General features: G+C 63.1%; 14 protein-coding genes and 1 tRNA gene. 9 read left to right on the top strand and 6 right to left on the bottom strand.

Going from position 1 to position 13,295, the window contains the following annotated elements; all coding sequences use genetic code 11:
- The first annotated feature begins 56 nt into the window (after positions 1–56).
- The gene (locus AC6LJY_RS14625) at positions 57–512 is read left to right on the top strand and encodes a fasciclin domain-containing protein (protein ID WP_104142703.1); all 456 of its coding nucleotides are present in this window, start codon (positions 57–59) and stop codon (positions 510–512) included.
- A gap of 132 nt (positions 513–644) precedes the next feature.
- Positions 645–896: a DNA-3-methyladenine glycosylase gene (locus AC6LJY_RS14620; protein WP_120157173.1), complete on the top strand. Its 252-nt coding sequence runs from the start codon at positions 645–647 to the stop codon at positions 894–896.
- On the opposite strand, the gene AC6LJY_RS14615 is transcribed toward AC6LJY_RS14620, so the two are convergent.
- The 4 genes from AC6LJY_RS14615 to AC6LJY_RS14600 form a co-directional block, all read right to left on the bottom strand.
- Complete coding sequence (locus AC6LJY_RS14615) at positions 897–1,673, bottom strand: EAL domain-containing protein (RefSeq protein ID WP_219992793.1); 777 nt, start codon at positions 1,671–1,673, stop codon at positions 897–899.
- Positions 1,674–1,979: 306 nt separating this feature from the next.
- Positions 1,980–2,056 (bottom strand) — tRNA-Pro (locus tag AC6LJY_RS14610).
- A 357-nt stretch (positions 2,057–2,413) separates the two neighbouring features.
- The gene (ispB, locus tag AC6LJY_RS14605) at positions 2,414–3,379 is read right to left on the bottom strand and encodes an octaprenyl diphosphate synthase (protein ID WP_046803176.1); all 966 of its coding nucleotides are present in this window, start codon (positions 3,377–3,379) and stop codon (positions 2,414–2,416) included.
- A gap of 154 nt (positions 3,380–3,533) precedes the next feature.
- Positions 3,534–4,694: a fumarylacetoacetate hydrolase family protein gene (locus AC6LJY_RS14600; protein ID WP_104142698.1), complete on the bottom strand. Its 1,161-nt coding sequence runs from the start codon at positions 4,692–4,694 to the stop codon at positions 3,534–3,536.
- Between the two features lie 119 nt (positions 4,695–4,813).
- Here AC6LJY_RS14600 and AC6LJY_RS14595 point away from each other — a divergent pair, with 119 nt between their 5' ends.
- The 5 genes from AC6LJY_RS14595 to proB all read left to right on the top strand — a co-directional run bounded on the left by AC6LJY_RS14595 (position 4,814) and on the right by proB (position 9,000).
- Complete coding sequence (locus AC6LJY_RS14595; protein WP_498136241.1) at positions 4,814–5,572, top strand: IclR family transcriptional regulator; 759 nt, start codon at positions 4,814–4,816, stop codon at positions 5,570–5,572.
- A 302-nt stretch (positions 5,573–5,874) separates the two neighbouring features.
- A complete protein-coding gene (rplU, locus tag AC6LJY_RS14590) occupies positions 5,875–6,186 on the top strand; it encodes a 50S ribosomal protein L21 (RefSeq protein ID WP_006216228.1) in 312 nt (103 codons plus the stop codon).
- Positions 6,187–6,220: 34 nt separating this feature from the next.
- Positions 6,221–6,481 carry a 50S ribosomal protein L27 gene (gene rpmA / locus AC6LJY_RS14585; protein WP_046803173.1) on the top strand — a complete coding sequence of 87 codons (261 nt, stop codon included), beginning with the start codon at positions 6,221–6,223 and terminating at the stop codon, positions 6,479–6,481.
- A gap of 190 nt (positions 6,482–6,671) precedes the next feature.
- Positions 6,672–7,808 carry a GTPase ObgE gene (gene obgE, locus AC6LJY_RS14580; RefSeq protein WP_046803172.1) on the top strand — a complete coding sequence of 379 codons (1,137 nt, stop codon included), beginning with the start codon at positions 6,672–6,674 and terminating at the stop codon, positions 7,806–7,808.
- Between the two features lie 55 nt (positions 7,809–7,863).
- Positions 7,864–9,000 (top strand): glutamate 5-kinase, encoded by a 1,137-nt coding sequence (proB, locus tag AC6LJY_RS14575; protein ID WP_046803171.1) that lies wholly within the window; start codon positions 7,864–7,866, stop codon positions 8,998–9,000.
- On the opposite strand, the gene AC6LJY_RS14570 is transcribed toward proB, so the two are convergent.
- A complete protein-coding gene (locus tag AC6LJY_RS14570) occupies positions 8,997–9,674 on the bottom strand; it encodes a transcriptional regulator (protein WP_046803170.1) in 678 nt (225 codons plus the stop codon). The two genes, proB and AC6LJY_RS14570, sit on opposite strands and share 4 nt — an antisense overlap.
- A gap of 79 nt (positions 9,675–9,753) precedes the next feature.
- Between AC6LJY_RS14570 and AC6LJY_RS14565 the strand changes: the two genes are divergently transcribed.
- Positions 9,754–10,203: a helix-turn-helix domain-containing protein gene (locus AC6LJY_RS14565; RefSeq protein WP_162941286.1), complete on the top strand. Its 450-nt coding sequence runs from the start codon at positions 9,754–9,756 to the stop codon at positions 10,201–10,203.
- Positions 10,204–10,368: 165 nt separating this feature from the next.
- On the opposite strand, the gene AC6LJY_RS14560 is transcribed toward AC6LJY_RS14565, so the two are convergent.
- On the bottom strand, positions 10,369–10,932 hold the full coding sequence (locus AC6LJY_RS14560; protein WP_314355340.1) for a SecDF P1 head subdomain-containing protein: 564 nt from the start codon (positions 10,930–10,932) through the stop codon (positions 10,369–10,371).
- 391 nt (positions 10,933–11,323) lie between these two features.
- On the opposite strand from AC6LJY_RS14560, the gene thiC reads away from it, so the two are divergent.
- Positions 11,324–13,237, top strand: coding sequence for a phosphomethylpyrimidine synthase ThiC (gene thiC, locus AC6LJY_RS14555; RefSeq protein ID WP_104142696.1), 1,914 nt, complete (start codon positions 11,324–11,326; stop codon positions 13,235–13,237).
- Positions 13,238–13,295 lie beyond the last annotated feature (58 nt).

Genomic DNA, 13,295 nt, shown 5'->3' with positions numbered 1-13,295 from the left:
TCTTGAGCGCCCGCCTTGATGCGGGCGCCGATAACCCTGACATTCTGGAGCACACCATGAAGCGATTTCTGATTGGAACGACGATTGCCCTGGCCTGCGGCTGGGCCAATGCCGCCGACATCGTGGATACGGCCAAATCGGCGGGCGACTTCAAAACGTTGACGACCGCCGTGCAGGCCGCCGGCCTGACCGAAACGCTGAAGGGCCCGGGTCCCTACACCGTTTTCGCCCCCACCGACGCGGCGTTCGCCAAGGTGCCCAAGGACAAGCTGGACGCGCTGCTGAAAGACAAGGCCGCGCTGACCAAGGTGCTGACGTATCACGTGGTGCCGGGCAAGGTCATGGCCAAGGACGTCAAGGCGGGCCAGGTCAAGACGGTTGAGGGCAGCACCATCGCCGTCACCGTCGCCGACGGCAAGGTCAAGGTGAACGATGCCAATGTGGTCAAGACGGACATTGCCGCCGACAACGGCGTCATCCACGTCATCGACACGGTGCTGATGCCCAAGTAATCCGGGACATTCACGGGTCACGCCCCGAGCCTCTGCGCGTAGCAAACGGTACAAGACCGCCATCGGGCGGTCTTGTGCCTGGGTCGACGTGACCGGTGATTGATCAACCGGGCAAGTAGCAGGAGGCTTTTTATGGATACCCAGGAACTGGTAGCGCAGATGATCGTCAGGACATCGCCCATGCGGCGCTTCGAGGACTGGCCAGAAGTTCTGGCCGCCTACGCCGCGTGTCTTGAAACCGTGCAGCACAAGCTGACCACGCAAGAGATGAACGACCTGATCAATTTGGGCGCGGACTTTTACCGCACCTTGGCCCGGGCAGAAGACTACCGGCGCGGCGCCGACCTGGAGGCCCGAAGCCGAGCCACAGGCGGCTTGGGGTAATCAGCCCACATTGGCTATCGGCGGCATCGCCTTGAATGCGGGCTTGGCGAACAGATAGCCCTGCATGAGCGTGATGCCCTGCGCCGCCAGAAAGTCGCGTTCACCCACCGTTTCCACGCCTTCGGCGATGACGCGAATGCCAAGATCGGTACAGATCTTCTGCACGCCTGAAATGATGCGTTGACGCGCGGTATCGACATCGATACCGCGCACAAGCGCCATGTCCAGCTTGATGAGGTCAGGCTGGAAGTCCGCCAGCAGCGTCAAGCCCGAATAGCCCGCGCCAAAGTCGTCGATGGCCGTCTGAAAGCCGTAGGATTTGTAGGCCTGAAAGATCTTCAGCAGATGGGCGCGGTCAGTGATGCTTTCGCCTTCGATGGTTTCGAAGATGATCCGGTTCACCGGAAAGCCGTGCCGCTCCGCGGCCTCGAAGGTGGTGCGAATACATGCGGCGGGTTGATAGACCGCATTCGGCATGAAGTTGATGGACAGGAACCGGTCCATCCCCATCCCGGCCGCGAGTTCGATGGCGGTGGTGCGGCAACGCTGATCGAAATGGTAGCGGTTGGCGTCGTCCACTTGCGACAACACCGAGGCTGCGGGCTGGCCTTCAGGCCCGCGCACCAGCGCCTCGTAGGCATAGGCCTGGCCAGACGCCAGATCGACGATGGGCTGAAATGCAAACGCCATGTCGATGGGCGCGGCCTCGTCAGATTTGCAACCTTGGCACTGGCCGCCTGACGCGGTCGACTCTGCTTGGCCGTGGATAGGAATCATGTTGGCGAGTGGCGGATTTCGGAGGGGCAGACAGACGCGCTGGACCCGTGTGTGTGTCAGGCGGCCGGAAAGCGCAAGGGCGTTGGGATTGGCGTGACCTTGGCTTTGGCTTTGGCCTTGGCCTTGGCTTTGGCTTTGGCTTTGGCTTTGGCTTTGGCTTTGGCTTTGACCTTTAGCTGGCGACTTTAACAGACGCGCGAAGGCATAAAAACGCCTCGCAGACGCAAAAAAGCCGGCGTCGCTGTCGCGATTCCGGCTATTGCTGCTGGTGTCGAGAACACCACCAAAAATTCGACCACAAATGAGTGGTCGGGGCGAGAGGATTCGAACCTCCGACTCCTGCGTCCCGAACGCAGTACTCTACCAGGCTGAGCTACGCCCCGATTCAGTGAATTTGCCACGCTGAAAAACCGCGCTGACAAACTCGTACTACCAACTTAGCGGCGCTCAGTGCTACCAAGTTTTTTCTTTCCGCTGCATGTCTCGCGACTGCTGCGGCGACTATGCTCTGGTGACTTTGCTTTCGCTTCCCACCTTCGCTTTCCATCACCGCCGTTTCAACAGCGACCGCTATTAGAACCTATATTCCGCTTTTTTGAAAATCAGGTTTTGCTTTGGCTGCTTTGGTTGCTTTGGTTGCTTTGGCTTTTGCGTTTAGCTTTTGCTTTTGGCTTCAACAACCCACCCGCTTTCAAACCAGCTAGCTACGCCCAACTTCAGCGCCGCTGTGGATTTCGGCTTCAGCGATCTCTATTCACCGCGAAAGCGCAGAATTCTAGCAGAGAATTCAGAAAAGGCGAAACGGGGTAAATCGACAGCGCTTCGCGAGCCCGATCCGCTTCGGCCACAGCGGCCAAGCGGGCGTGTTCAAGCGCGTCGGTGGCCTGAATGGCTGCGGCCACGGCGGCGAAATCGGCGTCGCCCGTCTTGATGGCGTCGCGAATCAGTTGTTGTTGTTCGGGCGAGCCCACTTCCATCACGCGGATCAGCGGCAGCGTGGGCTTGCCTTCGCGCAGGTCGTCGCCCACGTTCTTGCCCAACGCGGCGGCGTCGCCGCTGTAGTCCAGCACGTCGTCAACCAGCTGGAACGCGGTGCCGACGTGGCGGCCATAGGCGGCGGCAGCGGCTTCCTGCTCGGGCGTGGCGCCTGCCAGCACCGCGCCCACCTGGGCGGCAGCTTCGAACAGCTTGGCGGTCTTGTAGCGCACCACTTGCAGGTAGCGGTCTTGCGAGACGTCGGGGTCGTGCACGTTCAGCAGCTGCAAGACCTCGCCTTCGGCGATCACCGTGGTGGCTTCGGACAGGATGCTCATGATGCGCATCGAGTCGGCTTCGACCATCATTTCAAACGAACGCGAATACAGGTAATCGCCAACGAGCACGCTGGCGGCGTTGCCGAACACGGCGTTGGCCGTTTCGCGGCCGCGGCGCAGGTCGGATTCGTCGACCACGTCGTCATGCAGCAATGTTGCGGTGTGGATGAATTCCACGACGGCGGCCAGCAGTTGGTGATGCGTGCCTTCGTAGCCCAGCGCGCGCGCCACCATCAAGACCATGGCCGGGCGCATGCGCTTGCCGCCCGCGCCAATGATGTAGTCGCCGATTGTGCGGATCAGGACCACGTCCGAATTCAGCCGCTCGCGGATGACCGCGTCGACAGCCTTCATATCGTCAGCAATGGGGGCAATAAGCGCGGGGAGATTCAAGACGTATCCGACAAGTGAAACGAGCCGCGAGGGGGCTCTTACCGCTGGGCCGCCAGGAATGGCGGGGGATTCGACCAGCGATTATACGGGGTGCGGCGGGTGCGGGGCGGCCCGCTGCCGCCCCCCAGTCAGCGCAAGCGCGCCGGTCGCCGCCCTATCGAACCAGGCCGCGCTTGGCCAGGTTGGCGTACAGGGCCCGCACGCCGAACGTCCACGGCGTGATCTCGGTGGCCAACTGCACATCGTTGACCAGCGCGCCGATACGCTCGGACGCGATCTGGACGCGATCGCCCAGCTTGTGCGTGAAGCCGGTGCCGGGACCCTTGCGGTCCTGGCTGGGCGAGAACATCGTGCCCAGGAACAGCATGAAGCCGTCGGGGTACTGGTGGTGCGCGCCAAAAGCCTGGCGTACCAGGTCCTGGGGGTCGCGGCTGATTTCGCGCATGTGGCTGACGCCGTCCAGCGCGAAGCCGTCCGCGCCGTCGATGCGCAGCGACACATCGGCGTGGCGCACGCTGTCCAGGTCGAAATCCCCATCGAACAAGCGGATGAAGGGGCCGATGGCGCATGACCCGTTGTTGTCCTTGGCCTTGGTCAGCAGCAAGGCGCTGCGGCCTTCGATGTCACGCAGGTTGACGTCGTTGCCTAACGTGGCGCCCACGATCTCGCCACGGCTGTCCACGGCCAGCACGATCTCGGGCTCGGGGTTGTTCCACTGCGACTCGGGCAGCACGCCGATCTGCGCGCCGTATCCCACCGATGCCATCGCGGGCGTCTTCGAGAAAATCTCGGCGTCGGGGCCGATGCCCACTTCCAGGTATTGCGACCACTGCCCGCGTTCCACCAATTCGGCTTTCAGCTTGATGGCTTCGGCGGACCCGGGGCGCAAGCGAGACAGATCCGAGCCGATCAAGGCCTGCATCCGCACACGGATTTCATCGGCGCGGCTGGCGTCGCCGCCCGCTTCTTCCTCGATCATCCGCTCCAGCAGGCTGATGGCGAACGTGACGCCGGCGGCCTTGATGGGTTGCAGATCGCACGGCGCCAACAGGCGCGGTCCGTCTTGCCCTTGCAAGGTGGCGGCCATCAGCGCGCGCACGTCGCCCAGCGATTCGCCTGCCGCGCCTTTGGCCAGCGTGACGCGATCAGGGCGATCCAGCAGATCGGACACGGTGGGGGCCACGGCGGTGATGTCAAACACCTCGCCGTTGCGCACCACCACGACGCTGGGCCCGTCCACCGGGGCCGGCCGCCAAACACGGCCCACCAGCAAGGCGCCCGCCAGGTCGACGGGCAATGCGTTGTCTATGTTCATGAGTCTCCACGCTTTATGCCGACTGGGCGGCATTTCAATAAAGGTGCAACGAGTCTAGAAGAAGGCCGTTATCATGTCCAACATTCTGAATCGCAGTCCAATAGGTTGGACAAACAGACATGACCGCCGACTACGATGTGCCCGCCATCCGCCGCACCCACGACATCCTGCGAGTGCTTGCCAGCCGCCGCACCCCCGTCAAGGCCGCCGAACTGGCGCAGGCCTGCAAGCTGCCCAAAAGCACGCTGTACCTGTTGCTGGACTGCCTGGAACAGCGCCGCTGGATCGAACGCAAGGACGGCGGCTACCTGATCGGCATCGAGCTGATGTCGCTGGGCTTCGCCTACCTGCGCCACGACGGCCTGCAAGCCGCGTTCCACGAGGCGGCCGGCGAGTTCGTGACCCGCTGCAATGAAGTCGTGCAACTGGCGGCGCTGGATGGCTTTGACGTGGTCTACATCGCCCGCGAGGACGCCCGCCGCCCGGTGCGGCTGGTCTCCGACTTGGGCATGCGCCTGCCCGCCCATGCTTGCGCGCTGGGCAAAGTGCTGCTGGCCAGCCTGGATCCCGAGGACCTGGCCGCCAGCGTGCCCGACCCGCTGCCCCGCGTGACGGACCGCACGCTGGCCACGCGCGACGCGCTGTATCAGGAATTGGACAAGGTGCGCCAGACAGGGCTGGGCCACGATCAGGAAGAACTGGCCACCGGCCTGGTCTGCTACGCCGCGTATGTGGGCGTCACGCCCACGGGCAAGCGCGTGGCGGTCAGTACATCGATACCCACCGACCGGCTGGACGACGCCCACCGGCGCGACATCATGGAGGGCATCCGCCGGGTGGCGCGCCACGTCTCCCAGCGCGTGGTGGCGCCCGCCTGAAGCCCCCGCGCCACACCTAAGCCCTTAGCCCACAACAGGTTTTTGACTTTTGAAAAGTCACGCGCTAATATTGCGGATTCGGTCAGCAATGCCCGAATTACGTCGGTTGTTCGCGTAAACCCTTTGGGTGCCTTGTTCGGGATATTTCCACCCGGTACCTGGCAGTCAGGCCCCTTTCCTTCTGGCCCGCCGCATGTCAAATGCCGGCACACGGACAGGAAAGCGAACCTTCCAAAGTGGCAATCCCACCCAGCAGGGCGGGCCGCGCGAATGAACCCATTTACCTATTTAAGGAACACCCCATGTACGCGGTCGTAAAAACCGGTGGCAAGCAGTATCGCGTTGCCGCTGGCGAAAAACTCAAGATAGAACAGATACCGGCAGACATTGGGCAAGAAATCACCCTGGACCAAGTGCTGTCCGTGGGCGAAGGCGACCAACTGAAAGTTGGCACGCCCCTCGTCTCCGGCGCTGTGGTCAAGGCAACGGTTCTTGCGCAAGGCCGCCACGACAAGGTCAAGATCTTCAAGATGCGCCGTCGCAAGCACTATCAGAAGCGTCAGGGCCACCGTCAGAACTACACCGAAATCCGCATCGAAGCCATCACGGCTTAAGTAGCGACTCGGTACCACTTAGCAGGAGCTAAACATGGCACAGAAAAAGGGCGGCGGCTCTACGCGAAACGGACGCGACTCAGAATCAAAGCGTCTGGGCGTCAAGACTTTCGGCGGTGAACTGATTCCCGCTGGTTCGATCATCGTGCGTCAGCGCGGTACTCGTTTCCACGCTGGCGTGAACGTCGGCATGGGCAAGGACCACACCCTGTACGCGCTGATCGACGGCAAGGTTCAATTCGGCTTCAAGGGCGCGTTGAACAAGCAAACCGTTTCGATCATCGCTGCCGAGTAATCGGACTAGCCACGGTCAGCGCAACGCGGTTTGCCGCGTTGCCGAACGGCAAAAGCCCTGTCGCATGCGGCAGGGCTTTTTTGTTTTAAGCTTTTTTGTTTATGGCAATTGGCGAGTAAAGTTTCCAATGCCACCTGGCAGCGCCCCATGGCGGGCAACTGTCCTATTACCCACTACACGCGCAGACACCATGAAATTCGTAGACGAAGCCACCATTGAAGTGGTCGCCGGCAAAGGCGGCAATGGCGTGGCGAGCTTTCGCCGCGAAAAGTTCATCCCCAAAGGGGGCCCGGACGGCGGCGACGGCGGCCGCGGCGGCACCATCTATGCCGTTGCAGACCGCAATATCAACACGCTGATCGATTTCCGCTACGCACGCCTGCATCGCGCCAAGGGCGGCGAAAACGGCCGCGGCTCGGACCAGTACGGCGCAGCGGCTCCGGACATCACCCTGCGCGTGCCCGTGGGCACCGTTATCCATGACGCCGAAACCGGCGAAGTCCTGTTCGACATGGACACCCATGACCAAAAAGTCGTGCTGGCTGCCGGTGGCCAGGGCGGCATGGGCAACATCCACTTCAAGTCCAGCTTGAACCGCGCCCCGCGCCAGTGGACGCCCGGCAAGGAAGGCGAACATCGCTACCTGCGCATGGAACTGAAGGTGCTGGCGGACGTGGGCCTGCTGGGCATGCCCAACGCCGGCAAGTCGACGCTGATCACGCGCATCTCGAACGCAAAGCCGAAGATCGCCGACTACCCGTTCACCACGCTGCACCCCAACCTGGGCGTCGTGCGTACGTCGCCGTCGCGCAGCTTCGTCGTGGCCGACATTCCCGGCCTGATCGAAGGCGCGTCCGAAGGCGCCGGCCTGGGCCACCTGTTTCTGCGCCACCTGGCGCGCACCCGCGTGCTGCTGCACCTGGTTGACGTGTCCACCCCTGACCCCGATGCGGATCCGGTCGAGCAAGCCGTGGTCGATGCGCGCGCCATCGTCGAAGAGCTGCGCCGCTACGACCCCGAACTGGCCGCCAAGCCGCGCTGGTTGGTGCTGAACAAGCTGGACATGGTGCCGGACCCCGAAGACACCAAGCGCCGCTTCCTGGAACTGTACGACTGGAAGGGCCCCGTGTTCGCCATTTCCGGCCTGACGGGCGAAGGCACGCAAGACCTGCTGTACGCGCTGCAAGACTACCTGGACGCCGAGCGCGAAAAGGAACACCTGTCGAGCGACCAGGCGGACGGCACCTATGTGGCGCCGGACCCCCGCTTTGACGACACGCGGTCCGACGCCGACAAGCCGGCCGCGCCGCGCGGCGGTGACGAATAAGCCATAATCGCAGTCCTTTCGATTACGTCTTTTTTCGCCGCAGCCGGCGCCTACCATGTCTGCTGAAACACCTGCCGTTTCCGTCGTCACCCACGCCCAGCGCCTGGTCGCCAAAGTTGGCTCGTCGCTGGTCACCAACGAAGGCCGCGGCCTGGACCGCGCCGCCGTCGCGCACTGGGCCTCGCAGATCGCTGCCTTGCACAAGCAGGGCAAGCAGATCGTGCTGGTCTCCAGTGGCGCCATCGCCGAAGGCATGGCGCGGCTGGGCTGGCGCAAGCGCCCTTCCGTCATGCACGAATTGCAAGCCGCCGCCGCCGTCGGCCAGATGGGCCTGTGCCAGGCCTACGAAGCGGCGTTCGCCGAGTACGGCCTGCGCACCGCGCAGATTTTGCTGACGCACGAAGACCTGGCCGATCGCCACCGCTACCTGAACGCCCGCAGCACGCTGTTCGCGCTGCTGCGCCTGGGCGTGGTGCCGATCGTGAACGAAAACGACACGGTCGTCACCGACGAAATCCGCCTGGGCGATAACGACACGCTGGGCGCGCTGGTCACCAATCTGATCGAAGCCGACACGCTGATCATCCTGACGGATCAGCGCGGTTTGTACGATTCCGATCCTCGCAAGAATCCCGACGCTACATTCATGTCGCACGCGCAAGCGGGCGACCCGGCGCTGGAAGCGATGGCCGGCGGCGCAGGCAGCGGCATCGGCACGGGCGGCATGCTGACCAAGGTGCTGGCCGCCAAGCGCGCGGCGCACAGCGGCGCGCACACCATTATTGCCTCAGGCCGCGAGCGCAACGTGCTGACGCGATTGGCACAGGGCGAATGCATCGGCAGCGAACTGCGCGCCGTGCTGCCTGTGTGGTCCGCCCGCAAGCAGTGGCTGGCCGACCACCTGCGCCTGCGTGGCCGCGTGGTGCTGGACGACGGCGCCGTGCAGGCCCTGATGCGCGAAGGCAAGAGCCTCTTGCCCATCGGCGTGACCGACGTGCAAGGCGAGTTCGGCCGTGGCGACGTGGTGGCCTGCGTGGACAGCCAGGGCATCGAATGCGCGCGCGGTCTGATCAACTATTCGTCTGTCGATACGCGACGCATCCTGCGCCAGCCTTCGTCGCAGATCGCTCGCATCCTGGGCAGCATGACCGAACCCGAGCTCATGCATCGGGATAACCTGGTCGTTCTCTAATCCTGCGGTTCTTGCGGCGGGCTGTGCTGCAGCAGGATATAGCCCCATCCGCGCACGGCCAACACCGGCAGTTCAATATCGAAGCGGCGCGCCTTGGTGCGCAGCCGCGACACCAGCACGTCAACGCTGCGTGCGCCCTCGCGAGGATTGCACGGAAAGAAGCGATCACGCCGCAGGCACTGGCCGGGCGCCCTTAGCAAGCGGACAAAAAAGTCGCGTTCGGTCAGCGTCAATGGCAAGCGTTCGCCGGCCGGGCCTGACAGCACGCGTTGGTCCAAGCGCCATGCAGGGCCGTCGGTGGAAGGCGGCAAGAGCCGGCGCCGCACATTGCGCAGCAACGCGTCCCATTCCTCGGGCTCCATACGGGCCGAACTATAAAAGTCCACGCCCGCCTCCAGCGCCTCCACCCGTTCGCGCGCCGAGGCCACCGGCGACTGCCACACCACCGCCGCGTCCGGCGCCGCGCGGCGCAAGGCCGCGATCAGCTTGGGGACCTCGGCGCCCTGCCCACGCAACACCATCGCGTCGACATCGTCCGTGCGCAGCCGTTCGAAAAGTTCGTCCGGTGACGCGCACGCGCTGACCTGCCATTGAAAATCACGCAAAGCAGCGACAAAATGATTGCTCGTCATTTCATCAAGTTGCACGACGAACACGTTGCCCCGTTCATGCATGTGTCCTCGCCTCCAAAACTATCACCCAGGTAATGCTTATAACCACCAAAGTAAATCATGAGCAAGCTTCAATCGACTCGTGAAGACATTTTCAGACCGATTGAAGCAAGCCCGTCTTCTGCGTGGTCACACGCAGAAGACGCTCGCTCGTCTTGCGCGAATCTCGCAAAGTGCAATCGCCAGTTACGAAAACGGGCTCCGGCATTCCAGCCGGTCCGTCCGTAAGCTTGCGCAGATTCTGAAGATTGAGCCTGAGTGGTTGGAGACCGGTAAGGGTCCCATGGAACTGCCCATGGAAGGCTATGACCTGTCAGATACGCTGCCCGCAGCGGGCGTCGCCGAGACCATGCCACGCATGGCCCGACGGCCCCGTCCGCAAGCGCCCTGGCCGTTTCCCAACATTGCGCCGTCGCAATTCGACGGCCTGACACCCGATGATCGCGCCATGCTTGAAGCACTGACGCAAACCTTCATCGAGACCGCGCAAGCGCGTCGCACGGTCAAGCCGCGCGGCCGCAAAATCGGCTGATTCATCCCGCCCATCCGATGCGCGCAATAGCCGCGCCGTCGTTTGCGGGCAAAAAAAATATCCGCACCTTTCGGTGCGGATATTTTGATTCAAGCGCCTGCAAATAACCAACTTCTGCCGCTTTTGCGACCTCGGCTTATCCGCAGGAAGATCGGTGATCAGTGATCAGGGCTTTGGCGCAGGTGCGGGCGCGGCGCCGCCGGCAGCCGGAGCGGGCGGTGCATCACCACGGATCTTGGCGGCGATTTCGGACGCGGCTTGCGCCGACGCAACACCAAAGGCCAACACGCCACGGTTCAGGGGTTCGGCGATGCTTGGGGCGGCGACCAGTTCCTGATCGATCACCAGCGCCAGGCGGTTGCCGACGTTCTTGGTGCTGACATCGGTCAGCTTGCGCGCGCCGGCTTCAGAGAAGCGCAGGCCCACGAAGTTCTGGCCTTGACGGTCGACCAGCGCGGCGGCGTCGGTGAGATCCGCGCGCGTCAACACGGGCACTTCCTGCATGTAGAGCTTGCCGTCGGGCAGCGCGATTTCGCGCAGGCCGGGGCCGGGCTGTTGTTGCGCCAGGTAGAAGTCCACCGAGGATGCGGTAGCCGGCACGCTCGACTGCTGGCCGGCTTCGGGCGTGGCCGCGGCGCCGGACGGTTTCGTCGGGGCGGTCTTGCAACCCGCCAGCGCCAACGTCACGACAACCAGGGCGGGCGCCAATTTGCGTAGGGTCAGTTGCATGCTCGATTCCTTCTTTTAAGTTAGCTATGCCCGGCGAGTCGATGGCAGGCCGGGCGTTGGTTGGAAAAAAGTGTACCGAACCTAAATGACGGTGTCGCCCCAGACTGAATCCAAATGTAAAGCAGTAATACCAGCTCTCGGAAGCAAGCGTTCTTTGAATGATTTCATGCGCACAAATCATCATATGCGCCGGGCCGCGTTGGCGCGATCTATACTTCGCTTTCGCGCAGGGGTACTCGTCCCGCCTTTTCAGGCGGCGCCGGGTTGAGAGAGTCCCTTCGTACCAGTACGGATAATGCCGATGCTGGGAGCCGTATTTCCGCCAGGCGTCGCTGCACGCCTGGCGGAAGTCCATTCCCGATCGGCTCCAACCACTTGCTTGGAGCTTTCCATGAACGCCAATCCCAAATTCCTGGCCGCTACCGCCGAAGTCGACGCGGCGGCCGTCGCACCGCTGCCCAGATCGCGCCGTGTGTATGAGACGGGCTCGCGCCCCGACATCCGCGTGCCGTTTCGCGAGATCGAGCAGGACGACACGCCGACCATGTTCGGCGGGGAAAAAAATCCGCCGCTGACCGTCTACGATTGCAGCGGCCCCTACACCGACCCCGATGCCAAGATCGATATCCGCCGCGGCCTGCCCGAGCTGCGCCGCGCCTGGATCGAAGAGCGCGCCGACACCGACGTGCTGTCCGGCCCGACCAGCGACTACGGTAAGGCGCGCCTGACCGACCCGAAGCTGACGGCGATGCGGTTCGACCTGCAACGCCCGCCGCGACGCGCCAAGGCGGGCGCCAACGTATCGCAGATGCACTATGCGCGGCGCGGCATCATCACGCCGGAAATGGAATTCGTGGCGATCCGCGAAAGCCTGCGCCGCGAGCACTACCTGCAAACGTTGCGCGACAGCGGTCCCGATGGCGAAAAGATGGTCAAGCGCCTGCTGCGCCAGCACCCCGGCCAATCGTTCGGCGCCGCCATCCCCGCCGCCATCACGCCGGAATTCGTGCGTGACGAAATCGCGCGCGGGCGCGCCATCATCCCGGCCAACATCAACCACCCCGAAGTCGAGCCCATGGCTATCGGCCGCAACTTCCTGGTGAAGATCAACGCCAACATCGGCAATTCGGCCGTCAGCTCGGGCATCGGCGAAGAAGTCGAGAAGATGACGTGGGCGATACGCTGGGGCGGCGACACGGTGATGGATCTGTCCACCGGCAAGCACATTCACGAAACGCGCGAATGGATCATCCGCAATTCGCCGGTGCCCATCGGCACCGTGCCGATCTACCAGGCGCTGGAAAAGGTGGATGGCAAGGCCGAGGACCTGACGTGGGAGATCTTTCGCGACACGCTTATCGAACAGGCCGAGCAAGGCGTGGACTACTTCACCATTCACGCGGGCGTGCGGCTGCCGTTCATTCCGATGACGGCGGATCGCATGACGGGCATCGTGTCGCGCGGTGGCTCGATCATGGCCAAGTGGTGTCTGGCGCATCACAAGGAAAGCTTCCTGTACGAGCGCTTTGAAGACATCTGCGAGATCATGAAGGCGTATGACGTGAGCTTCTCGCTGGGCGACGGGCTGCGTCCGGGCTCGGGCTACGACGCCAATGACGAAGCGCAATTCGCGGAATTGAAGACATTGGGCGAATTGACGCAGGTGGCGTGGAAGCACGACGTGCAGGTGATGATCGAGGGGCCGGGCCACGTGCCGATGCACCTGATCAAGGAAAACATGGACCTGCAACTTGAGCACTGCCATGAAGCCCCCTTCTACACGCTGGGGCCGCTGACCACCGATATTGCGCCGGGCTACGATCACATCACGTCGGGCATCGGGGCCGCGCTGATCGGTTGGTACGGCACGGCGATGCTCTGCTATGTGACGCCGAAAGAGCACTTGGGCCTGCCCAACAAGAAAGACGTGAAGGACGGCATCATCACGTACAAGATCGCGGCGCATGCGGCGGACCTGGCCAAGGGCCACCCGGGCGCGGCGATCCGCGACAACGCGCTGTCAAAGGCGCGCTTTGAATTCCGCTGGGACGATCAGTTCAACCTGGGGCTGGACCCGGACACCGCCAAGGAATTCCACGACGAAACGCTGCCGAAGGACTCCATGAAGGTGGCGCACTTTTGCTCGATGTGCGGCCCGCATTTTTGCAGCATGAAGATCACGCAGGACGTGCGCGACTATGCCGCGGCGCAAGGCGTCAGCGAGAAGGACGCCTTGCAGAAAGGCATGCAGGAAAAGTCGGTGGAGTTCGTGAAGAAGGGTGCCGAGGTCTATCACCGGCAATAAGCGCGGACTGTGGTGCTGACTGCGGCGCGGCCTGCTACCTGATGTGGGAGCAGGCCGC

This window comes from Achromobacter sp. RT286_PF (assembly GCF_059760425.1).
Note: the sequence above shows the minus strand (reverse complement) of the source record. Positions and strands in the feature narration are given on the sequence as shown.

Excerpts from the sequence above, each read along its gene's own strand:
- AC6LJY_RS14625 (WP_104142703.1), top strand. The coding sequence starts at position 57 with ATGAAGCGATTTCTGATTGGAACGACGATTGCCCTGGCCTGCGGCTGG.
- AC6LJY_RS14620 (WP_120157173.1), top strand. The coding sequence starts at position 645 with ATGGATACCCAGGAACTGGTAGCGCAGATGATCGTCAGGACATCGCCC.
- AC6LJY_RS14615 (WP_219992793.1), bottom strand. The coding sequence starts at position 1,673 with ATGATTCCTATCCACGGCCAAGCAGAGTCGACCGCGTCAGGCGGCCAG.
- AC6LJY_RS14600 (WP_104142698.1), bottom strand. The coding sequence starts at position 4,694 with ATGAACATAGACAACGCATTGCCCGTCGACCTGGCGGGCGCCTTGCTG.
- AC6LJY_RS14595 (WP_498136241.1), top strand. The coding sequence starts at position 4,814 with ATGACCGCCGACTACGATGTGCCCGCCATCCGCCGCACCCACGACATC.
- rplU (WP_006216228.1), top strand. The coding sequence starts at position 5,875 with ATGTACGCGGTCGTAAAAACCGGTGGCAAGCAGTATCGCGTTGCCGCT.
- rpmA (WP_046803173.1), top strand. The coding sequence starts at position 6,221 with ATGGCACAGAAAAAGGGCGGCGGCTCTACGCGAAACGGACGCGACTCA.
- obgE (WP_046803172.1), top strand. The coding sequence starts at position 6,672 with ATGAAATTCGTAGACGAAGCCACCATTGAAGTGGTCGCCGGCAAAGGC.
- proB (WP_046803171.1), top strand. The coding sequence starts at position 7,864 with ATGTCTGCTGAAACACCTGCCGTTTCCGTCGTCACCCACGCCCAGCGC.
- AC6LJY_RS14570 (WP_046803170.1), bottom strand. The coding sequence starts at position 9,674 with ATGCATGAACGGGGCAACGTGTTCGTCGTGCAACTTGATGAAATGACG.
- AC6LJY_RS14560 (WP_314355340.1), bottom strand. The coding sequence starts at position 10,932 with ATGCAACTGACCCTACGCAAATTGGCGCCCGCCCTGGTTGTCGTGACG.
- thiC (WP_104142696.1), top strand. The coding sequence starts at position 11,324 with ATGAACGCCAATCCCAAATTCCTGGCCGCTACCGCCGAAGTCGACGCG.